At 74.0% G+C, this 20,977-nt stretch carries 16 protein-coding genes; 7 read left to right on the forward strand and 9 right to left on the reverse strand.

The window, feature by feature from the left end:
* Positions 1-155: 155 nt before the first annotated feature.
* Positions 156-1,895: a glycoside hydrolase family 6 protein gene (locus ABZ806_RS28390; protein WP_500220459.1), complete on the reverse strand. Its 1,740-nt coding sequence runs from the start codon at positions 1,893-1,895 to the stop codon at positions 156-158.
* Between the two features lie 93 nt (positions 1,896-1,988).
* Positions 1,989-3,503, reverse strand: a complete 1,515-nt coding sequence (locus ABZ806_RS28395) for a cellulase family glycosylhydrolase (RefSeq protein ID WP_500220460.1) — start codon at positions 3,501-3,503, stop codon at positions 1,989-1,991.
* Between the two features lie 287 nt (positions 3,504-3,790).
* Here ABZ806_RS28395 and ABZ806_RS28400 point away from each other — a divergent pair, with 287 nt between their 5' ends.
* Both ABZ806_RS28400 and ABZ806_RS28405 read left to right on the forward strand, forming a co-directional pair.
* Positions 3,791-4,825: a LacI family DNA-binding transcriptional regulator gene (locus ABZ806_RS28400; RefSeq protein ID WP_500220462.1), complete on the forward strand. Its 1,035-nt coding sequence runs from the start codon at positions 3,791-3,793 to the stop codon at positions 4,823-4,825.
* Between the two features lie 124 nt (positions 4,826-4,949).
* Entirely contained in the window at positions 4,950-7,874 is a 2,925-nt protein-coding gene (locus tag ABZ806_RS28405; protein ID WP_500220463.1) for a glycoside hydrolase family 48 protein, read from the forward strand.
* A gap of 45 nt (positions 7,875-7,919) precedes the next feature.
* Here ABZ806_RS28405 and ABZ806_RS28410 read toward each other — a convergent pair whose 3' ends face one another.
* Together ABZ806_RS28410 and ABZ806_RS28415 are read right to left on the reverse strand one after the other, a co-directional pair.
* Positions 7,920-9,041 carry a hypothetical protein gene (locus ABZ806_RS28410; protein ID WP_500220464.1) on the reverse strand — a complete coding sequence of 374 codons (1,122 nt, stop codon included), beginning with the start codon at positions 9,039-9,041 and terminating at the stop codon, positions 7,920-7,922.
* On the reverse strand, positions 9,038-9,889 hold the full coding sequence (locus tag ABZ806_RS28415; RefSeq protein WP_500220465.1) for a sigma-70 family RNA polymerase sigma factor: 852 nt from the start codon (positions 9,887-9,889) through the stop codon (positions 9,038-9,040). The genes ABZ806_RS28410 and ABZ806_RS28415 overlap by 4 nt, the downstream gene beginning before the upstream one ends.
* A 245-nt stretch (positions 9,890-10,134) precedes the next feature.
* On the opposite strand from ABZ806_RS28415, the gene dinB reads away from it, so the two are divergent.
* Together dinB and ABZ806_RS28425 are read left to right on the forward strand one after the other, a co-directional pair.
* Positions 10,135-11,310, forward strand: a complete 1,176-nt coding sequence (gene dinB / locus ABZ806_RS28420) for a DNA polymerase IV (RefSeq protein WP_500220466.1) — start codon at positions 10,135-10,137, stop codon at positions 11,308-11,310.
* Positions 11,311-11,419: 109 nt separating this feature from the next.
* Positions 11,420-12,220 carry an SAM-dependent methyltransferase gene (locus ABZ806_RS28425; protein ID WP_500220467.1) on the forward strand — a complete coding sequence of 267 codons (801 nt, stop codon included), beginning with the start codon at positions 11,420-11,422 and terminating at the stop codon, positions 12,218-12,220.
* On the opposite strand, the gene ABZ806_RS28430 is transcribed toward ABZ806_RS28425, so the two are convergent.
* Complete coding sequence (locus tag ABZ806_RS28430) at positions 12,189-12,995, reverse strand: hypothetical protein (protein ID WP_500220468.1); 807 nt, start codon at positions 12,993-12,995, stop codon at positions 12,189-12,191. The genes ABZ806_RS28425 and ABZ806_RS28430 overlap by 32 nt on opposite strands.
* Before the next feature lie 434 nt (positions 12,996-13,429).
* Between ABZ806_RS28430 and ABZ806_RS28435 the strand changes: the two genes are divergently transcribed.
* The 3 genes from ABZ806_RS28435 to ABZ806_RS28445 all read left to right on the forward strand — a co-directional run bounded on the left by ABZ806_RS28435 (position 13,430) and on the right by ABZ806_RS28445 (position 17,944).
* Positions 13,430-15,232 (forward strand): sensor histidine kinase, encoded by a 1,803-nt coding sequence (locus ABZ806_RS28435; protein ID WP_500220469.1) that lies wholly within the window; start codon positions 13,430-13,432, stop codon positions 15,230-15,232.
* Positions 15,223-15,897, forward strand: coding sequence for a response regulator transcription factor (locus ABZ806_RS28440; RefSeq protein WP_500220470.1), 675 nt, complete (start codon positions 15,223-15,225; stop codon positions 15,895-15,897). The genes ABZ806_RS28435 and ABZ806_RS28440 overlap by 10 nt, the downstream gene beginning before the upstream one ends.
* A 286-nt stretch (positions 15,898-16,183) precedes the next feature.
* Entirely contained in the window at positions 16,184-17,944 is a 1,761-nt protein-coding gene (locus ABZ806_RS28445) for an ATP-binding protein (protein ID WP_500220471.1), read from the forward strand.
* On the opposite strand, the gene ABZ806_RS28450 is transcribed toward ABZ806_RS28445, so the two are convergent.
* The 4 genes from ABZ806_RS28450 to ABZ806_RS28465 form a co-directional block, all read right to left on the reverse strand.
* Entirely contained in the window at positions 17,941-18,576 is a 636-nt protein-coding gene (locus ABZ806_RS28450; RefSeq protein ID WP_500220472.1) for a TetR/AcrR family transcriptional regulator, read from the reverse strand. The two genes, ABZ806_RS28445 and ABZ806_RS28450, sit on opposite strands and share 4 nt — an antisense overlap.
* Before the next feature lie 13 nt (positions 18,577-18,589).
* Complete coding sequence (locus tag ABZ806_RS28455) at positions 18,590-19,456, reverse strand: oxygenase MpaB family protein (protein ID WP_500220473.1); 867 nt, start codon at positions 19,454-19,456, stop codon at positions 18,590-18,592.
* Positions 19,457-19,523: 67 nt separating this feature from the next.
* Positions 19,524-19,916 carry an STAS domain-containing protein gene (locus ABZ806_RS28460; RefSeq protein WP_500220474.1) on the reverse strand — a complete coding sequence of 131 codons (393 nt, stop codon included), beginning with the start codon at positions 19,914-19,916 and terminating at the stop codon, positions 19,524-19,526.
* A 75-nt stretch (positions 19,917-19,991) separates the two neighbouring features.
* The gene (locus ABZ806_RS28465; RefSeq protein WP_500220475.1) at positions 19,992-20,861 is read right to left on the reverse strand and encodes a PaaX family transcriptional regulator; all 870 of its coding nucleotides are present in this window, start codon (positions 20,859-20,861) and stop codon (positions 19,992-19,994) included.
* Between the last annotated feature and the right edge of the window lie 116 nt (positions 20,862-20,977).

Below are 20,977 nucleotides of genomic sequence, written 5' to 3' on the forward strand. Positions count from 1 at the left end.
ACAGGGAACGCCGCGGGCCGCTCCCATTCCCGTTGACCTGCGGCGTGTTGTTGTTATGAGCCGCCGGATAACAACAACACGCCGCAGGTCAACTAAGGCGGGGTAGGGGGAGGCCCCGTGGCCGGGAGCGGGTCACGGGGCCTCTTCGGGGGTGGTTACTGGACGGGCGGGTAGGCGTTCTGCAGCAGCTCCTGGAACTGCGCGGAGAACCAGTGCCCGGACAGCGGCGCGTCCGGCAGGGCGCCGCTCATGTGGTTGTTGTTGCGGGGGTTGCCGGTGTAGGTGGGGTCGCACATCCGGTCGAAGCCCTTGCCCTCGTCGTTCGGGATCTCGGAGCTGGCCCCGTCCGACTCGCCCGGAGGCTTGATCCACACGTAGGCGTCGATGCCCGCGGCGGGCGCGGCCTTCGGCCGCTCGCCGAGGCCCGCGCCGGCCTGGTTGCACCAGTTGCCGAGGTGGATGCGCCGGTCGAGCCGGCCGCCGTCCACGTAGGCGTTGACGTCGGTCTGCGGGCCGGGCCCGGTCGGGCGGTCGGCGCCGCCCCAGCCGTTGCGGCTCGTGTCGATGAGCATGCCGATGCCCGAGTCGAAGCCCTCGCCGATGAGCTCCTGGCGGAACGCCTGGGCGTAGGACTGCTCGTCCACGTACCGGTTCCAGTCCACCCAGGTCGACTGGCGGACGGACGTGCCGTTCACCGAGTCGTTGATGGTGAAGTAGGGCTCCTTCGTCGCCCCGTAGTTCGCGGTGTTGGTGATGAAGCCGGCCACGTTGCCCTTGGAGCCGGACATGTCGGCGGTGTCGGCGAGCAGCTGCGCGGTCGGGCCGAAGTTGTCGTCCCAGCCGATCCAGCCGTGGTGGCCGATGTCGATGTAGTTGTAGACGTTCGACAGGGCGCCGAGCTTCTGCAGCGCGTAGGCGACGCCCTTCTCGTAGTTGCCGTTCGCCTTCATGACGTCGCAGTTCTCGGTGGCGGTCGGCCGGTCGCCCGCGTTGGTGATGAGGTTCGGCAGCGAGTCGATCTCGACGACCGTGACGACCCGCAGGTCGGCGTACTTGGCGTCGCCGAGGATCTGCGCGATCGGGTCGATGAAGTCGGTCTTGTACCGGTCGAGATCCGTCGGGCCGAGCTCGCCGTTGGACGCCAGCGCGGAGCAGTCGCGGCCGGGCAGGTCGTACACGACGAGCTGGATCACCCCGGCGCTCTGGCTGAGCGCCTCGTCGAGGTGGTCGCGCAGGCCCATGCCGCCGTTCGCGCCCTCGATCGCGGCGATCCGGTCCAGCCACACGCCGGTCGGCTGGTTCGCGACGGCGCTGCCGCCGGGCTCGGCGGCGGCGTTGGCGGACCATTCGGGGTTCACGTACACCTTCGCGCCGGCGTACGGGTTGTCGACGCGGTCACCGGTCGGCGGCGGGGTCACCGGCGGCGTGGTGGGCGGATCGGTGTCGTCGCCGCCGCCCGTCGAGCCGTCGCACACGGTCCCGTTCAGCTTGAACTGGGCCGGCTCGGCGTTCGTGCCGGAGTAGGTGCCCTGGAAGCCGGGGGTGACCGACGCGTTGGCGCCGAGCGCCCCGCCCCAGCTCGGGTTCTTCACGGTGACGTGCTTGCCGGACTGGGCGAACGTCCCGTTCCAGCCGTTGGTCACCTGCTGGTCGCCGGCGAAGTCCCACTCCAGCGTCCAGCTGCTGAGGGCGTCACCGAGGTTGGTGACCTTCACGTTGGCGGTGAAGCCGGTGCCCCAGTCGTTGGTGGTGTAGTCGACCGTGCAGCCGGCGGCCGCGCTGGCCTGGGCCTGGGCCAGCGCGACCGTGCCTGAGGCGAGCAGGACGGCCGCCGCGGCGGCCGATACGCCGCGGCGCCGGGCGCCGGGCCTCCTGCGCGCAGGGGGATGCTTCATGCGGGTTCCTCCATCTGGTTGAGCGGATCTCTACCGGGGGCGGGGTCGTGCCGGGATGGGGCGGTGGGCGCGGGCCGGTGCGCGCCGGGACGGTCAGGAGCCGGCCAGCAGGTGGTCGCGGAGCCCGGCGCCGTAGGCGGTCGGGGTGCCGTCGTAGGAGCTGATCAGGGACGGGCCGCTGGAGCAGTCCCAGGTGTTCCACGTCCAGCCGAGGTAGGACGCGCCGTGCGCGTCGAGCCAGGCCATCAGCGTGTCGACGTAGGAGTGGCCGCAGGTGTTCTCGCCGATCTCGCCCGCGACGAGCGGGACCTGCGCGGCGACGGGCGCGAGCTGCCGGTCCCAGCAGGACGCGTCCGCGCAGTAGTTGAAGTTGTAGGAGTGCCAGGCGGCCGCGAGGTTCCCGGTGGGGTCGGACGGCTTCTGCGCGAGCCACTGGGACAGGTCGTTGGAGTAGCTGCTGCCGGCGACCAGCACGACGTTCTCGGCGCCCGTGGAGCGGACGGCGTCGAGGAGGTCCTGCATCCCGGCGGCCTCGTAGGCGAGTCCGGTGCAGTCGGCGCCGCCGTCGCGCCAGCACTTCCACGACTGGGCGTAGTCCATGACCTGGAGATTGTTCGGGTAGGGCTCGTTGAAAAGGTCGAAGACCACGGCCGTGTCGTTCTTGTACGCCGCGGCCAGCTGCCGCCAGAACTCGGGCGCGTATTCGGCGTCCGGCATCGGCTTCTGGCATTCGGCGTTCGCGGTGTCGCAATGGTTGTCATTTCCGGTCCACAGCCCGTGGCTCCAATGCAGCTCCAGAATGGGCGTGATGCCGTTCTCTTCGAGAAGGGCGACGTAGTCCTTCACCGCGTTCTGGTACGCGGTGCCGCGATAGGCCGGGTCGACGTTGCCGAGCCCCAGCCAGCAGTCGGAGTTGAGCGGCACGCGGACGGCGTCGGCGTGCCAGCTCCTGATCGCCGCGATCGAGGCCGCGTCCATCGGGCCGTCCCAGATGCCGTTGCCCTGGACGCAGGCGAACTCGCCGCCGGACCGGTTCACCCCGCGCAGCCGCACGGCGTTCCCGGCGGCGTCCACGAAGGTGTTCCCCGAGACCGCCAGCTCCGGCGCCGCCCCGTCGGGCGGGGGAGTGGTCGGCGGGGTCGTGGGCGGTGTCGTCGGCGGCTCGGTCGGCTCCGTGTCGCCGTCGCAGGACGTCCCGTTCACCGCGAAGCCGGTGGGGTCGGCGTTGGTGCCGCTGTAGGTGAACTGAGCCCCGGCCTGGGCCGCGGCGCCGGTCGCGAGGGAGCCGTTCCAGCTCTCGTTGGCGACGGTGACGGTCTGGCCGGACTGCGACCAGCGGCCGTTCCAGCCGTTGGCGAGGCGCTGGTTCCCGGTGTAGGAGTAGGTCAGCGTCCAGCCGCTGACGGCCGGGCCCCGGTTGGTGATCGTGACGGCGGCCGTGAAGCCCGTGCCCCAGTCGTTGGTGCTGTAGCCGACCTGGCAGGCGACGGCGGCGTGGGCCGCCGGCGCGCCGAGCACCGCCCCGGTGCCGGCGACCAGCGAGCCCGCCGCGCAGAGGGCGCCGGTCAGCGCGGCCGCCGCGGCGGTGCGCGGGGAAGGCGATCTCATGGGATCTCCGCTTTCACATCGGGTCTTTCGTCTTGGGAGCGCTCCCACTCCTGGACTGCGGTGAACGTAGAACGGGCCGGACGCCACATGGAAGCCTTGTTCCATTCCTTTCACGAAATTTCACGGCGCCTCGCGCGCACGAGTGAGGTGCCGGAGGATTTCCGGAATCCGACCGGCCTGTGACACTTGACACAATCGGCCGCCGAACCGATTCTTGGGAGCGCTCCCACTACTCCCGACCCGGTCACCCCGCCAAGGCCCGGGAACCCCCGAAGGGAGTGCTCAGCGTGACCCTCACCCACCCCGAAGACCCAGCCCTTCCCGACCGGCCCCCGACCCTCGCCCACGTCGCCGAGCTCGCCGGCGTGTCGCCCGCGACCGCGTCCCGCGTGCTCAACGGCTCCGCCCGGGTCAGCCGGTCGGCCCGCCTCCAGGTCGAGGCGGCCGTCGAGCGGCTCGGCTACGTCCGGCGCCGCGCCGGCTCCCCCGACCGGGAGTCGTCCGGCACGATCGCGGCCGTCGTCTGCGAGGACGCCTGCCGCGTGCTCGGCGACCCGTACTTCGCCCGCCTGCTGTGGGGCGTGCGCCGCGAACTCGACGGCCGGGCGCCGCTCGTCGTCCTGATGGCCGGCCGGCCGGACGAGTGGCGCGCCACCACCGGCTACCTGCGCGGCGGCCGGGCGGAGGGCGTGCTGCTCGTCGGCGCCCGCCGCGACCAGGTCGCCCCGCTCGTGCAGGCCGCCGCCGGCGCCCCCGTGGTGCTGGCCGGGCGCCCGCTCGACGAGGTGGCGCTGCCCTACGTCGACGTCGACAACCGCGGCGGCGCGCACACCGCCGTCCGGCACCTGCTCACCACCGGCCGCCGCCGCATCGGCACCATCGCCGGGCCCGCCGACATGGGCGCGGCCGTCGACCGGCTGGCCGGCTACCGGCTCGCCGCCCGGGAGGCGGGGATGGGCGTCAACGGGCTGGTCTGCCAGGGCGACTTCGGCCGGCTGTCGGGCGAGCGGGCGATGCGCCGGCTGCTGGAGCGCCGCCCGGACGTGGACGCCGTGCTCGCCGCGTCCGACCAGATGGCGGTCGGCGCGCTCAGCGCGCTGCGCCGGGCGGGCCGCCGCGTCCCCGACGACGTCGCCGTCGTCGGGTTCGACGACGCGCCGGTCGCCCGGCAGGTGCGGCCCCGGCTGACCACCGTCCGGCAGCCCGCCGAGGACCTCGGCGCGCGGCTCGCCCGCGAGCTGCGCGCCTGCACCGGCGGCCGGCCGAACACCGAGCGCGGCGTGGTGCTGCGCACCAAGTTGATCATCCGGGAGTCCGGCTGACGGCCCCGGTCTGACGCGCGCCCCGTCCCCGGGCGCGCCCCTTGAAGGGACCCCGCCGCCGGATCCCGCCGGCGGTGGAGCCCGGCATGCCCGCACGGCGGGCGACCCAAGGAAGGGATCCGAAGTGAGAAGAAGGCAACGATGGCGCGCGTTCACCGCCGTGAGCGCGACGCTGACCCTGCTCTGCGGCGGCCTCGGCGTCCTCGCGCCCACGGCCGAAGCGGCGGCCGCGTGCAAGGTCGTCTACAAGAAGAACGACTGGGGCAGCGGCTTCACCACGACCATCGACATCACCAACCAGGGCGACGCGCTGAACGGCTGGACGCTGAAGTACTCCTACCCGGGGAACCAGAAGCTCACCAGCGGCTGGTCGGGCAAGTGGTCGCAGTCGGGCCAGGACGTCACCGTCCAGAACGAGAGCTGGAACGGGTCGCTCGCCGGCGGCGCGACCGTGAGCGTCGGCGGGCAGTTCACCTACAGCGGGACGAACACCGATCCGACGGCGTTCACCCTGAACGGCACCGCCTGCAACGGCGGCACGTCCGCCCCCAAGGTGGCGCTGACCAGCCCGGCGGCCGGGGCGACGTACTCGGTCGGCGCCTCGGTGCCGCTCGCGGCGACCGCGACGGCCGGGACCGGCGCGACGGTGTCCAAGGTCGAGTTCTTCGACCAGGACGGCTCGCTCGGCGCCGCCGACACCAGCGCCCCCTACGGCCTGAACTGGACGCCCTCGGCGGCGGGCGGCTACTCGCTCTACGCCAAGGTGACCGACAGCGCGGGCGGGACGGCCGAGTCCGCGCCCGTCGGCGTCACGGTCGCCGCCCAGGCGAGCGTCGTGGCGAACCCCGCCGCGCTCACGATCGCGCAGGGCTCCACGGCCACGTACGCGGTGAAGCTCTCCGAGGCGCCGTCCTCGAACGTCACCGTGACGACGGCGCGGACCGCGGGCAACAGCGGCCTGTCGGTGACCGGCGGCGGGACGCTGACCTTCACGCCGCAGAACTGGTCGGCCGCGCAGAACGTGACGATCACCGCGGACGACTCCGGGACGGGCCAGGCGACCTTCACCTCGTCCGCGACCGGGTTCGCGGCGGCCGAGGTCACCGCGACCGAGGTCGCCACCGGCGGTGACACCTATACGCAGCGGTTCCTCGACCAGTACAACAAGATCAAGGACCCGGCGAACGGGTACTTCAGCCCCGAGGGCATCCCCTACCACTCGGTGGAGACGTTCATGGTCGAGGCCCCCGACCAGGGGCACGAGACCACGTCCGAGGCCTACAGCTACCTCATCTGGCTGGAGGCCATGTACGGCAAGGTCACGCAGAACTGGGACCCCTTCAACGCCGCCTGGGCGCTGATGGAGAAGTACATGATCCCGACGCACGCGGACCAGCCGACGAACTCCTTCTACGACCCGTCCAAGCCCGCCACCTACGCCGCCGAGCACCCGCTGCCGAGCGACTACCCGTCGGCGATCGACGGCAGCGTCCCGGTCGGCCAGGACCCGATCGCGGGCGAGCTGAAGTCCGCCTACGGCACCGACGACATCTACGGCATGCACTGGCTGCAGGACGTCGACAACGTGTACGGCTACGGCAACACGCCGGGCGGCGGCTGCGAGGAGGGCCCGGACGCCGACGGCCCGTCCTACATCAACACCTACCAGCGCGGCTCGCAGGAGTCGGTGTTCGAGACCGTCCCGCAGCCGACGTGCGACAAGTTCGCCTACGGCGGCACCAACGGCTACCTGGACCTGTTCATCAAGGACTCGTCCTACGCCGAGCAGTGGAAGTTCACCGACGCCCCGGACGCCGACGCGCGCGCCATCCAGGCCGCGTACTGGGCGAACATCTGGGCCGACGGCCAGGGCAAGGCCGGGGACGTCTCGTCCACCGTGGCGAAGGCCGGCAAGATGGGCGACTACCTGCGCTACTCGTTCTTCGACAAGTACTTCAAGAAGATCGGCGACTGCGACTCGCCCACGTCCTGCCCCGCCGGGTCGGGCAAGAACAGCGAGCACTACCTGCTGTCCTGGTACTACGCGTGGGGCGGCGCCACCGACACCAGCGCCGGCTGGGCGTGGCGCATCGGCGACGGAGCCTCGCACTTCGGCTACCAGAACCCCCTCGCCGCCTACGCACTGGTGAACGACCCCGCGCTCGCCCCCAAGGGCGCGACGGCCAAGTCCGACTGGAAGACGAGCCTCACCCGGCAGCTGCAGCTCTACACGTGGCTGCAGTCCGCCGAGGGCGGCATCGCCGGCGGCGTCACCAACAGCTGGGAGGGCAGCTACAGCACCCCGCCCACGGGCCTCACCGAGTTCTTCGGCATGGCCTACGACTGGCAGCCGGTCTACCACGACCCGCCGAGCAACCAGTGGTTCGGGTTCCAGGCGTGGTCGATGGAGCGCGTCGCCGAGTACTACCAGGTCACCGGTGACGCGGACGCCAAGGCCGTCCTCGACAAGTGGGTCGCCTGGGCGCTGTCGCAGACGACCGTCGACCCGTCCACGGGAAGCATCCAGATCCCGTCCACGCTCAAGTGGACCGGCCAGCCGGACGCGAACTGGTCCTCCGCCAGCGGCATGCCTCCCGCCAACTCCGACCTGCACGTCTCCGTGCAGGACTACACCAACGACATCGGCGTTGCCGCCGCGTACGCCAAGACCCTGACGTACTACGCGGCCAAGTCCGGCGACGCCGACGCCAAGCAGGCCGCCAAGGACCTGCTGGACGCCATCTGGAAGCACACCGACGCCAAGGGCGTCTCGGTGCAGGAGACCCGGGCCGACTACAACCGCCTCACCGACCCGGTCTACGTCCCGTCCGGCTGGACGGGCACCATGCCGAACGGCGACCCGATCGACTCCAGCTCGACCTTCATGTCCATCCGTTCCTTCTACAAGAGCGACCCCGACTACCAGCGCGTCATGGCCTACGCCAACGGCGAGACCTCGACCGCGCCCACGTTCACCTACCACCGGTTCTGGGCCCAGGCCGACGTGGCCCTGGCCATGGCCGACTACGGCCGCCTCTTCAACGAGTAACCACCCCAAAGGGGCCCGTGGCGGATGCCGCCACGGGCCCCTGCCCTACCCGGACTGTGTGCTGGGGCTCGAAGTGGGACTGGGCCCGCCCCTCCGCTCAGTTTTGGCCCCGCCGGACGGCGGCGCGGTCGGGCGCTCAACCGGTGGGGGCGTGGGCGTTGCACCGGGTGCCGGGGAGCCCGGCTCCGGCTTTCCCGTCCGCTGGTCCGCCTTGGGACTCTCCGGGCCCCCTCCGGCCTCAGGCGCAGGCTCGACGGTGGGATCGCCCATGGAGCAGGCCGGAACGGCGCCGTGCCCCTCCCGCCCGGACGCCGCGACCGTGACGCTGAGCGTGCTCGCGTCCTCCAGGGGGAGAGTGATGCTCCCTGTCTGCCCGGACTCGACGGCCTTCTTGCTGATGGCACCGTTGTCGGTGCTCAGCGTCCAGACGCAGCGTCCGGTGTTCTGTGCCCCGATCGTGGCGGACAGGCTCCGGGACGGGGTGTCCACTTCGTAATGGAAGGAGAGACCCTTCAAGGAGGCGCCGTGGTCGAAGCGGACCTGCCAGCCGTGCTCGAACGGACGCCCGCCGATGGTGACGGGACCGACCACCGGGGTGACCTCGGGCTTGCCGGCCGGCGGCAGCCCCGCCAGTGCGGTGAGCTTCTCGGACGCCGTCCTCGGCCCCGCACTCGGGGAGCGGTGCGGGCGGCCTCCCGCGCCGGCCTCTTCGGAGGCCGTCCCGTCATGGGGCGCCCCGCCCGCCCGCCACGAGGGTGCCGGACGCCCCGGCTCACCGGGCACGCCCCAGGCGTTGACCGCCACCACCAGCAACGCGATCGTGAGCGCCACGACGGCGGCGGCCGATGCCCGCGCGGGCCACCCCGCGAGCGCCGTGCGCGCCAGGCCCTGGTCGTGGAGACCGGCGAGGCCGGCCCGGGCCGAGGCCGCCCAGCGCCTCGGCGTCGCCCGGGACGCCGGCGCGCCGGGCTTCTCCCGGCCCGCCTTGACCGGGAGGGGACGGGGACGGCCGGGCGGGTCCGCGGGCGGCGGGATGCGGAGCAGCGCCATCCGGCGGTGAACCTCGGTGAGTGCTGCCTCGACGTCGACCTCCTCCGGACGGTGCGCGTCGCGCATCATCCGGGTCAGCGCGTCGTCCCTGCGGCGACGGCGGCGGAACGCGATCACTGGCCGGCCTCCTCGTCTGTCGCGGACCCCTGGCATGCACGGGAACCGCGCCGTTTCCGCAACCCGGCCCGGAAGAGGGCCTTCAACCCCGGGTAGTCGGACTCGAAGCGGGCCTGGAGGGCCGTGCACGCCTCGTGGACGTGCCGGTTCACCGTCCGCCGGCTGCACCCCGCCCACTCGGCGATCTCGGCGGTGGAACTGTCCGTCGCGAAGTGCAGCCAGACGATCAGCCGCGCGGTCTCGCCGGCCGTCTCCTCCAAGTGCCTCATGAGCGTCGCCCGCTGGGCATCGCGCAGGACCCTGCGCTGGATCGCCGCCGAGAGCGAGTCGTCCCGCAGGGACGGCGAGGTCGGGTCGCTCGCGTACTCCCGGTGCGTATGCGCGGTCCTCCCGGTCTGGCGGATCTCGTCGAGAAGCTTGTTCTGCGCGGCCCTGATGACGAATTGGCGCCGCCCGTCGAAGCCGCCTGTGGAATCGTCCGACCATCGCATGGACAGGGCCAGGTAGGCGTGCTGGAGCGCGGCGTCAACGTCCAGGGCCATTCCGCGGAATTTCCTGGCGACGATCTTGTGCACATCGCGATAAGTCGACCGGAAAAAGTGGTCGAAGGTGGCCGCGCCGGCGGGTTCGCCGGCGGAGGTGTCATCGAGGGAGCGGCCGTCGTGGGCGGGAGCGTGCTCCGCGTGGCCGTCGGCCGCCTGGTAGTGGAGGCTGACCCGGGACGAAAGGGTGAGCCGCACGACGCTGCCCGGGGCCGCGCGCAGCGCGAGCCGGAGCACGGCGAAGTCGTGGAACGTCCATATCAGGACGAGTAGTGCGCCCAGGGAAATGAAGAAAGGAGGGGACATCGGACCTGTTTCGGGTGCTTGCGAAGTTGGAAGCCGTCAGCTAGTGAACGCTCGGCGTCCGACAGTGCGCCACGGTCCGCGTCGCGGCGGGTGATCGACAAATGAGGAAGAGGGGGGCTTGTCGGAAAACATGCGGCAGAGCAATACGGACTATCTGGTCGCTTAGCGGCAAAGAATATGGCGTAGATCACATCGAGGGGGGCGCCGGCGTTGAGCTGAGCGGGGTGGCGTGCGAACATATGTTCGTGTCTGGTGGGGCTTCGATTCTGCATGCGGACCTGGACGCGTTCTACGCGTCGGTCGAGCAGCGGGACGATCCCGCGCTGCGGGGGCGGCCGGTGATCGTCGGCGGCGGGGTGGTGCTGGCGGCCAGCTACGAGGCCAGGGCCCACGGGGTCCGGACGGCGATGAGCGGCGGGCGGGCGCGGCGGCTGTGCCCGGCGGCGGTCGTCGTCCCGCCGCGGATGAGCGCCTACAGCGAGGCGAGCAGGGCGGTGTTCGCCGTCTTCCGGGCGACCACGCCGCTCGTGGAGGGGCTGTCGATCGACGAGGCGTTCCTCGACGTGCACGCGTCGCGCCGCGACCCCGTGGACATCGCCGTCCGGCTGCGGCGGGAGATCGCCGAGGAGGCCGGCCTGCCGATCACCGTCGGGGTCGCGCGCACCAAGTTCCTCGCCAAGGTGGCGAGCGGCGTCGCCAAGCCGGACGGGCTGCTGGTGGTGCCGCCGGACGGGGAGCGGGAGTTCCTGTGCCCGCTGCCGGTGCGGCGGCTGTGGGGCGTGGGGCCGGCGACCGCCGCGAAGCTGGCGCGGTACGGCGCGACGACGGTCGGGGACGTGGCGGACATGCCCGAGGCCGCGCTGGTCGCGCTGCTCGGGCCGGGGCCCGGCCGCCACCTGCACGCGCTGGCGCGCAACCGCGACCCGCGCCCGGTCCGCACCGGCGTGCGGCGCCGGTCGATGGGGGCGCAGCGGGCGCTCGGGCGCCGGCCGCGCCCGGCCGCCGAACTGGACGCCCTGCTCGTCGGCCTGGCCGACCGGCTCGGCGGGCGGCTGCGCACGGCGCGGCGGCTCTGCCGGGCGGTCACCCTCCGGCTGCGGTTCGGCGACTTCGCCCGCGCCACCCGCTCGCGCACGCTGGCCCAGGCGACCGCCGAGACCCCGGTGATCCTGGCCGCGGCCAGGGGGCTGCTGGCCGCGGCGCTGCCGCTGATCGAGGAGCGGGGGCTGACGCTGATCGGGATCTCGCTCGGCGACCTGCACGACGACCGGGCCGTCCAGCTCGCGCTGCCGTTCGACCAGGGCAGGGCCGTGGACGGCGCGGTGGACGGCGTCCGGGGCAGGTTCGGCTCGGCCGCGATCACCCGGGCCGTGCTGCTCGGGCGCGACCAGGGGACGTCCGCCCCGATGCTCCCGGATTGAGGCGGCCCCGCCGGCGCCCCGTCGGCCCCTCGGACACGGTCGGTTCCGGTGCGAGCACTCCCCGTTCCATGAGACGATCACTTGACCGGGGATGAGCGGAGTTTTGCGAATGGCCGATGAGAGGTGGACTCCCGCCGACGTGGATCTGGTGCGGCCCAACACGGCCCGGATCTACGACTACCTGCTCGGCGGCAAGGACAACTACGCGGCGGACCGGGAGGTCGCCGAGCAGCTGCTCGCCGTCATCCCGGAGGCGCGCGCGGCGGCGCTGGAGAACCACGCCTTCATCGGCCGCGCGGTCCGGTATCTCGCCCGCGAGGGCGTGCGGCAGTTCATCGACATCGGCAGCAAGCTGCCGGCGCGTGGGAACGTGCACGAGGTCGCCGCCGAGGTCGCACCCGACGCGACCGTGGTGTTCGCCGACGGCGACCCGGTCGTGCTCGCGCACGCCCGCGCGCTCCTCGCCCGGACGCGGCGGGCCGCCTTCGTCCGCTGCGACCCGAGGCGCCCCGAGGCCGTCGCCGACGACCCGGAGGTCCGCGCGCTCATCGACTTCGAGCGTCCGGTGGGGGTCGTCCTCGACCGCGTCCTGCACTTCATCGAGGACGCCGCCGGGGCCGCCGCCGCGCTGCGCCGCCTGCACGACGCGCTCGCGCCGGGCAGCCACCTCGTGTTCACGCACATCACCCAGGAGCCCGAACCGGAGTCCGGCGGCGACGTCGGCCGGGTCTTCAAGACGGCCGGCGACCACTTCTGGGGCCGCGGCCGCGCCGAGATCCGCGACATCGTCGCCGCCTTCGACCTGCTGGAGCCGGGCCTCGCCTACACCTCCGAGTGGCGGCCCGACGGACCCGGGGCCGCGCACCCGGAGCGCACCTTCACGCTGGCGGGCGTGGGCCGCCGCCGCTGACCGCGAGCGCGCGCAGCCGGCGCCGCCACGCGGGCGGGCCGGCGCCGCCGCCGGGCGCGCGGGCGGCGCCGGCGTCGTGCAGCCAGCCCTGGTGGCTGCGGCCGGTCACCTCCAGCCGGACGAGCGGGACGTAGGAGTCGGCGCGGATCCCCTCGTACCCGTGCCGGACGATGGAGTGGTAGATGTCCTCGGACACGACCAGCACCAGCGGCGCGCGGGTGCGCCGCAGCGCGCTCTTGGCCTGCGCCGAGTCCAGCAGCCGGAAGGCGACGTCGAGCGCCTCGCCGAAATTGCCGTGGCCGTCGCTCTGCACCTCTCCCGCGTGCACGACGACGCGAACGCGAATTCGCCGGTCGCCGCCCGCGGTGATCGCCTCCGCGGCATTGTATTCGCCGAGTGCCGAATTGTATTCGGTGAGCAGCGCGGACAGGATCGGCGTGACCGGGTGCAGCAGCAGCGTTTTCGGGACTTCGTCGAAAGGGTGCACCAGCACCAGCGCGCCGTCGCCCCGGTCGACGTACTCCTCCCGGTACCGCCGCCCGATTCCGGCCCGGTTGAACGCCTCCTCCAGCAGCCGGTACAGCGTGCGGCGGAGCTCCGCCTTGACCGGGTCGGTGCGGGTGGTGGACCCCTCGATGTCCACCGCCAGGATCGCCCGGTACCGCGGCCGGACCAGCGTCCGGCCGGCGGCCGGGAGCACCGGCCCGGACACGCCGACGAGCACGGGCCGCCCGGCCCCCGGCCCCGCGCCGCGCACGGCCGTCTCATGGTTCATTTCCTGCGCGCCCCCCATGCCTCTCGGTGCGGCCCCCATTGTCCGCGGTAAACGATCCTGGCATTGTGCGCCACGACCGGCAACCCAGGCGAACCCGGATGAACGACCGGGTTTACCCGGTGAATGTGAATTCCTTTCATCGGGTGTTGAAAGGAGTCCCGGCCAGGGTCGCGGCGAGGGGCGGTCCCGCGTCAAGGGGTGCGCGTCCCGAATGGTCCCGGGCGGGCGGGACTCGTGCCCGGCAAGATCGGGACGTAAAGGCCGGAACGGCGTGCGCATCGATCGGATAACACCGCTGGGAGGACGCCCGGCGGGTCGGGGAGAATTCCGGTGCGCCCGCCCGCCGGCCCGGCCCGCCCGGCGCCGCGTCCGGGAAAGCACGGACCGGCGCCCCGTGGGTTTCCGGTAGGCAGGACGTCCCCCGAGGTCCGAGCATGGAAAGGGTGGTCGTGGTGATTTCCGCACCGCGGCGGCGCAGGTCGCCACCGTGGTTCGGCGCGGAGGCGCGGCGCGCCCTCGCCGCCGGGGCCGCGGTCGCGGGGCTGGCGCTGCCCGCCGGCTGGCCGTACTGGCGGGACCACCCGGCCGCGGCCGCGCTCACCCTGGTCGGCTGCGCCGCGATCGCCGTGGCGGGCGTGCTGCTCGCGACCGGGACGCGGACCCGCCGCACCGGGCTGCTGTTCACGGCCGCGTCGCTGTGCTGGGCGGTCACCTGGGCCGCGAGCCGGGACGCGTCCGTCTGGCCGCTCGTCTCCCAGTACGCGCAGGCCACCTTCTACCTCGCGCTCGCCGTGGGCGTCCTGATGTACCCGGCCGGGCGGCTGGAGTACCGGGCCGACCGGATCTGGACGGTCGCGGCGTGCGCGGTCCTGTGGGGCTGCCCGACCGCGATCTGGCTCACCTCCGAGCCGGAGTGGGCGGCGTTCCGCGGCGAGTCGGTGTGGTGGCCGTCGCCGTTCGCGAACCTGGCGGTCTTCCGGATCGTCCTGCCCCTCTCCGCCGCGCTGTACGTCGCCGTCGCCCTGTCGCTCGCCCTCGTGCTGACGATGCGGCTGCCGCGGATGGGCCGGATGCGGCGGCTGCTCACCCTCCCGGTGACCCTCGCCATCGGGTTCGTCGGCATCTCCGCCGCGTTCACCCAGAAGTCGGTCATGGCGGAGGCGGTCCCGCTGGACGACCTCCTGCGCGCCTACGCGATCCAGGGCGCGGTGGTCGTGCTCGTCCCGCTGACCCTGCTGGCGTCCGGGCTGCGGGTCCGCGTCAGCGAGCTGACCGTCGCCGGCCGGATGCTCCGCCTGACCGCGCCGATCTCGGTCGAACGGGTCCGGGACGCGCTGCGCGACGTGCTGCACGACCCGACGCTGGAGCTGTGGTTCTGGGCGCCGATGGAGGACACCTACGTCGACACCGCCGGGCGTCCCGTCGACCTCGATCCGGACGGCGGCACGGACGGGGAGGAGGCCGGCGGACGGTGGCGCCGCCGGGTGCGCAGCGCCGCCGGGGACCCGCTCGCCGTCGTGGAGCTGGGCGGCGCGCTGCGCGACCACGAGTCCCTCGTCGAGGCGGCGCTCGCCGCGGGCGGCCGCGCGCTGGAGACCGCGCGGCTCCAGGCCAGCGTGCACGCGGGCCTGGAGCAGGTCCGCGCCGCCTACCGCCGCCTCCTGCGCGCCGAGACCGCCGAACGCGAACGCCTCGCCCGCGACCTGCACGACGGCGCGCAGCAGCGGCTGCTCGCGCTCGGCGCGATGCTCGGGACGCTGGAGGCGGTGACCGGCGACCCGGCGGTGAAGGAGCACGCCCGGACCTGCCGCGCCGAGCTGATGGAGGCCCTCGCCGAGCTGCGCGCGCTCGCCCGCGAGGTGCAGCCGGCGCTGCTCGTCCAGGACGGCCTCGGGCCGGCGCTGGAGGTCCTCGCCGAGCGGGTCGGCGTCCGCGTCCGGCTCGACGTCACCCCGCGCCGGTTCTCCCGCGAGGTCGAGTCCACGCTTTACTCGGTGCTTTGCGAGACTCTGTCGTACGCTGTCGAGCGCGCGCACGCGACCCGGGTGCACGTCCGCGTCGGCCATGAGGACGGCCGGCTGGCCGCGGAGATGACCTGTGACGGCACCGGCCCCCGCGACCCCGCCGCCGACCTCGCCGGCCTGTCCGGACGGGTCAGGGCGCTGCGCGGCGAGGTGGAAGTCGCCGGCGGCCCCGGCGAGGGGACGACGGTGAGGATGGACCTTCCATGCGAGTAGCCGTGGCGGAGGACAGCGGGATCTTCCGGCAGGCGCTGGTCACCCTGCTCACCACGGTCGGCATCGAGGTCGTGGCGTCGGCGGGCTCCGGCGAGGAGCTGCTCGCCCGCGTCGCCGGCGACCCGCCCGACGTGGCGATCGTCGACCTGCACATGCCGCCGACCTACAGCAACGAGGGGGTCGTCGCGGCCCGCCGGCTGCTGGAGCGCCATCCGGGGCTCGGCGTCCTCGTCCTGTCGGCCTTCAACGAGACCCCGCAGGCGATGGAGCTGTTCCGCGACCAGCCGCGCGGCGTCGGGTACCTGCTGAAGGACCACGTCACGGACGTGGACAACCTGCGCTCGGCGCTGGAGCGGGTGATGCGCGGCGAGGTCGTCATCGACCCGGACGTGGTGAGCAGGCTCGTCGAGGCCCGGCACCGCGAGCAGGAGCTGTCCCGGCTGTCCGGCCGCGAGCGGGAGGTCCTGTCGCTGATGGCCGAGGGCCACTCGAACGCCGGGATCGGCAGGCGGCTGCACCTGTCCGCCCGGACGGTCGAGGACCACGTGCGGGCCATCTTCACCAAGCTGAAGATCGCCTCGACGGGCGGGCCGCCGGGGCCGCAGGACACCAACAAGCGGGTGCTGGCCGTCCTCACCTGGCTGCGGGCGGCCGAATCCCGCTGACACCGGCCCCGCCGGCGCGGCGCCGCGCCGGGCGCGCGCATCGATCGGGTAACGGGCCCTCCCGCTCTGCGGCCCGGGTGCGGGAAACTGGCCGCGGGAACCGGGTGGGGTGGCTCCGGTGGTGGCCCCCGCACGCCACCGGCACGCGCCGCGAGCCCGTGCCGGCGCCCCGTGCCAGGGCACCTCGTCCGGCACGCTCCCATGCTCCCGGTCCCGCGTGCCCCGCGCATCCGGGAAAACCCCACTCCCCGGCGGTGGTTCCCCGGGACGACACGGAAGGAGCGCGGTGAGGGCCGTCCCCCGCTGGCCGCTGTGGCTGGGCGCGCGGGTGCGCCGCGCCCTGGGCGCGGGCACGGCGGTCGCCACGGCCGCGCTGGCGTGCGGCTGGCCGTACTGGCGCGGGCATCCCGCCGAGGCCGCGGTCACCCTGGCGTGCTGCGGCGGGTTCGCGGTCGCGGGCGGCCTGCTCGCGGCCGGCCGGCTCGGGCGGCGGACGGGCGCGGCCTTCGTCTTCGCCGCCGCGGCCTGGGCGGTCACCTGGGCGGGGGCCTGGAACGCGGGCGCGGCGCCGCTCGTGTCGGTGTTCGCCCAGTCGGTGTTCTTCGTCGCGATCGGCGTCGGCGTCGTGCTGTACCCGGGCGGCCGCCTGGACGGCGCCGCCGCCCGGCTGTGGACGGCCGCCGCCGTCGTGATCATGGTGGGCGGGCAGGCGCTGCTGTGCGCGGTGTCGCGGCCCCGCTGGAACGGGTTCGACGCCGCGGTGGCCTGGCCGTCCGTCCATCCCGACCAGGAGGTCTTCCGCTGCGCCCAGCGCGCCGTGACGGTCGCGATGGTCGTCCTCGCCGGCGCGCTGGTGATCCTGCTGCTGGCGCGGCTGCCCCGGACCGGGCGGCTGGACCGCGCGTTCACCGTCCCCGTCGCGGCCGCCGTGACGGTCGGCGTGAGCACCGCGCTGGCCGTCCAGGGCAGGCTCCTCGGCACGGCGGTCGCCCTCGACGACGTCCTGCGGGTCTACTTCATCCAGGGCTTCTGCGCCACGACGCTGCCGGTCGTCTTCCTCTTCACCGCGCTGCGCGCCCGGCTGGCCGAGCTGACCGTGGCCGAGCGGATGCACCGCCTCACCGCCCCCGTGTCCGTGGAGAAGGTCCGCGACGCCCTGCGCAGCGTCCTCGGCGACCCCGCCCTCGACCTGTGGCTGTGGGCCGACGGCGGCTACGTCGCCGCCGACGGCCGCGCGGCGGCCTCGCCGGACGCGCCGCCGGGCCGCCGGCGCCGCGAGGTCCGCACGTCCGGCGGCGAGCCCCTCGCCACCGTCGACGTCGCCGCCGCGCTGCGCGATCACGAGCCGCTCGTCGAGGCGGCGCTGACCGCCGGCGGCCGGGCGCTGGAGACCGTCCGCCTGCAGGCCGCCGCGCGGGCCACCCTCGAACGGGCCCGGGACGCGCAGGAGCGCCTCGTGCGCGTCCAGGCCGCCGAGCGCGAGCGCCTCGCCGCGGACCTGCAGCGCAGCGCCCGCGCCCGGCTGCGCGCGCTGGAGCGGACGCTGGCCCGGCTGGAGGAGGCCGCCGCCGACCCGGCGGCCCGCGAGCAGGCCCGGGTCTGCCGCCGCGAACTGGCCGAGGCCGTCGCCGAGCTGGACGACCTGGCCCGCGGCGTGCATCCGGCGATCCTCGCGGAGGCCGGCCTGGCCCCGGCCCTGGAACTGGTCGCGGCCCGCGCCGCGGTGCCCGTCCGGCTCGACGTGCCCGCCGGCCGCCTCCCGCCGGAGATCGAGTCGACCCTCTACTTCGCGCTCTGCGAGGCCCTCGCCAACGCCGTCAAGCACGCGCGGGCCGGGGTGGTCGAGCTGACCGTCCGCCCCGGCCCGGACGAGATCGTGGCGCAGGCCCGCGACGACGGCGCGGGCGGCGCGGTCCCGTCCCCGCGCGGCGGCCTGGCCGGCCTGACCGACCGCGTGCGGGCCCTGCGCGGCCGGGTGGCCATCGAGAGCCCGCCGGGCGGGGGCACCACCCTCACCATCGCCCTCCCCGTGGCCGGACGCGGCTAGGGGGCGGGGGAGGGGCGGACGACGATGGGGAGCAGGTAGCGGCGGGCGAAGGCCCGGGCGCCCTCGTCGTCCAGCGGGATGTGGCCCTCGGGGGTCAGGACGAGGGAGTGGGTGAGGCGGACGAGGATCTCCGCGACGACCTCGGGGTCGACGCCGGCGGGGGCGGCGCCGAGGCGCTGCGCGGTGCGCAGCCGGCCGGCGATGTAGCCGCGGGCGGCGGCCAGCAGCGGCCCGGCCTTGATCGTGGAGTGCGGCAGGATCAGTTCCGGCTCGACGACCAGGAGGCGGTTGACCAGGCGCTGCTCGCGGCTGATCCGCAGCGCGACGGCGAACCCCTCGACGAGCCGCTCCTCCAGGGTGGGCAGCGCGGCGACGGCCTCGTCCAGCTCGGCGAAGAAGCGCCGCGCCTCGCGCAGCAGGACGCCCGTGACGAGGTCGCCCTTGGTGGGGAAGCGGCGGTAGATCGTGGCGCGGCCGAGCCCGGACTCGCGGGCGACGTCGTCCATCGTGGTGCGGCGCGGCCCGTAGGTCTCGAAGGACCGCAGGGCGGCGTCCAGGATGCGGTCGGTCTGCGGCTCGCTGTCCGGCCCGGCGGTGAGCAGGCTGCGCAGGAGGTCGTCGTCGCTCGTCATGTCGGGGCCGACTCTAGCCGCCGCGCGACCGGCGCACAGCGCGGGCGGCGACGGGGGAGAGGCGCAGCGGCTCCGGCGCCACCGCGCCCGCGAGCCGGACGCCGCGCGCGAGGGCGTCGAAGCACCGCTGGTCGGCCGGCGTCCAGCGCAGGCCGAAGCGCTCGCGCAGGACGGGCGGGAGCGTGGCGATGCCCGTCTTGCGCAGCACGCGGCTCGGCGGGAGGGCGAGGCCCGTCCAGGCGGTCTTCGGCAGCGGCCATCTCGGGGGCGGCGGCAGCGTCTCGCGGTCGAGGCGGATGAGCAGGTCGACGGTCGCGTTGCGTTCGAGCCGGTCCCGCACCATGCCGTCGAAGTAGGCGCGGAACGCGGCCGGGCCGTCCGGGAGGTGGCGGGCGGTGATGCCGAGGGCGAGCGCGAGGTCGCGCCACTCGCCGAAGAGCGCGGCCTCCTTGACCGGGCTCAGCGGGCGGCCGAAGAGCCGCTGGGTCCGGACCATGCCGTGGTAGAGGGTCGCGTGGACCCACAGGTACGCCTCGGGGTTGAGCGCGTGGTAGCGGCGCCCCTCGGCGTCCACGCCCTTGATGTCGCGGTGGATCTCGCGGAGCCGGGCCGCCTCGGTCCGGCCGCGCTCCTCGCCCCGGTAGCCCAGGAAGTCGTAGGTGGACTCCAGGGTGCGCAGCAGCCGCCCCCAGCGGTCGGTGAGGAAGTCGGAGTGGTCGGCGACGCCGGCGCCGACGACGGGGTGGGCGACCTGCAGCAGCAGGGTGGACCGGGCGGTGAACACGCCGCGCCAGTCTCCCGCGTACCGCCAGGTGAGCGAGGACGGTCCGGGGATGGCGCCCGCCGGCCCGCCGGCGGGGACGGTGTCGAGGTGGGGCATGGGATCTCGCCCTCATGAGACGACAATACGAATTCCGTATCATCGTATGCCGACGCCGGCGGGCGCGCTACCGCGGGGCCAGCGCGTCGAGGGCCTGCGCGGCGGTCGGGTGGGCCACCAGGTGCCGGTCCAGGCCGCTGCGCTCGATGATCGTCCGGAACCGCCGGTCCAGGCCGGCCAGCACGAACTCGCCGTCGGCCCGGTGCGCGGCCTTCCAGATGATGATGAGCGCGTTGAGGCCGGAGGAGTCGCAGAAACCGACCCGGCCGGCGTCCAGCGCGACCAGCGGCGGGCCGGCCATGCCGCGCATGTCGTCCAGCACGCGCTCGCGCAGGATGTCCGCGGTCAGGATGGTGAGATCGCCCTCCGCCTCCACGAGCAGGCAGGGGCCGCGGACCTCGGTGCGCACCTCCAGCGTGTCGGCGGCGGGCTCCGCCGGGTCGCCGGCTCCGAGAGACATGCTGATCACCTTCCGTTCGTCGCCGGGCACCCGGCGTACCCGCGAAAGGGCCGGTCATGCGGCCGCGCCCGGCGATCAGCCCGTCCGGACGTACTCGATCGCGTCGTCGGCGAGGCGCCGCGCGGTGGCCTCGTAGCGGTCCCGCAGGTCCAGCAGGACCTGCTGGCCGCGGACGGCGGGCCAACCGGCGGGCAGGTGTTCGACGGGCAGCCGGGGGTCGGCGCGGACGAGCTGCAGCCACTCGGTGGTCATCCACAGGTACCGGGCGAGGTCGTCGGGGGCGTGCGGGAGCGGGGCTGGGCGGTCCCAGCGGTCCAGGAACGCCCGGTAGCCGCCGGCCAGCCCGTCCAGGTCGAACGCCTCCCGGAGCATGTGCGGGACGTCGGTGGGCTCCTCGGCCGGGCCCGCGAACACCTTCAGGTGCCCGTTCAGGCTGAGGCCCGCGACGATCGGGCGGACGTCCACCCGGGACGGCGCGATCCACGTGCCGTTGCCGAGCGACCCGAACCCGGCCCAGGTCAGCCGGGCGCGCAGGTCGTGCCGCACGCGCTGCCACGACTCGGGCATGGAGAACGCGAGCACGGTCCAGCTGCCGTCCCAGTCGGTGTTGAGCACGCCGCGCCGCCAGACGCGGTCCTCGCCGTCGTGCAGGATGCCCCGCGACCTCGGGGTGAGCCCGAAGTGCATGCGGCGGCCCTCGCGGTGCCGCGCGAGCAGGCCCCGGCCGACCATGCGGGTCAGCGTCGACCGGACGGCGTGCTCGCCGACGCCGAGCCTGGCGAAGGTGTCGATGAAGCTGCCCGAGAAGACCGCGATGTCGCGCCCGAGCACGTAGTTGCCGAGATAGGTCAGCATCAGCGACTGCGGCCGGAGCCTCGGGGACGGCTCGTCGGACGACACTGACCCGGCCGCGCTCTGTGCACTCACCCGTTCGGCTCCCGTCATCCCGCCAGCGTAACGACGGGCCCGGGACCGCCCGGACCGCCGTCGCGCTGATGTTGGGCAAATCATTGACTGCCGTGAAGAATACGCCTAACTTCGGGGCACGCCCACCCCGGGAG

This window comes from Spirillospora sp. NPDC047418 (assembly GCF_040643275.1).
Lineage (GTDB): Bacteria > Actinomycetota > Actinomycetes > Streptosporangiales > Streptosporangiaceae > Spirillospora.